Origin of the sequence: Psychrobacter sp. FME6 (assembly GCF_014861365.1) — a bacterium.
In the GTDB taxonomy this organism is placed as follows: Bacteria; Pseudomonadota; Gammaproteobacteria; order Pseudomonadales; family Moraxellaceae; genus Psychrobacter.
Genome location: NZ_RRYW01000229.1, coordinates 1 through 786 on the forward strand (window position 1 = coordinate 1; position 786 = coordinate 786).

The 786-nt window shown below is 48.6% G+C and carries 1 protein-coding gene; it reads right to left on the reverse strand.

Annotated elements, in window-relative coordinates:
* The coding region (locus EI162_RS14980; RefSeq protein WP_192524974.1) for a MobA/MobL family protein at nucleotides 1-786 on the reverse strand (786 nt) is incomplete at both ends.

Sequence of the window (786 nt, forward strand, 5' to 3'; positions counted from 1 at the left end):
GTCGCTCATTGTCTGCCTCCTGTTTGATATGGTTGTCAGCCACCAATTTGTTGCGTGCTTTGATGGCGCGGTTGGTGTCTCCTTTTTCGGTCGTGATGCCTCGGCGCTCCATGGCCGTCGCCTCCACTCCCATTTTAATAGTGGGCTGCTGATCAAGCCCCTGATCCTTATAACTGCGTGCATCCATCAATGGCAGATGATGCTGCGCCAACACTTTATTGGCGGTATCTACCCACATCTCCCGAATACGCTTTATCTCTTGCATCGATGACGGCAGATCATGCGCCTTACGTTTTTTATTGGACCACTCAAACGGGGTCTTAAGCTTTGGATCAAATGCCAAGGTTTTATTTGGTCCAATGGTAGGCGCTCGAGTAGTGACTAAAATATGCGCGTGAAAATTACGGGGATCAGGGTTTTCCTCACCCTCACGCAAATACTTAGAACTTGGCGGTACATTAGGATCGAATGGCAACTTCATCACCGGACGATGGATACACACATCCGCAATCACATCCATATCGTCACAAAGCTTTTGGGCAAAGTTGATAGCCAGTGAATGGCGCTCTTCCTCAGACAACTCATGAGGCAAATTAATCAGCCACTCACGAGCCACCCGACTGTCCGAACGGGTCTCTGCCGCTTCGGCAGTATTCCAAAGCGTCTCCCGATCCACACTCACACCCAGCACCTTTAATGAAAATGGTAAAACGATATCGCTACTCATCACACCAGACTTTTTACTATAGTCATGGGTCTTGCCATATTTGGCATCATCAAGCACAT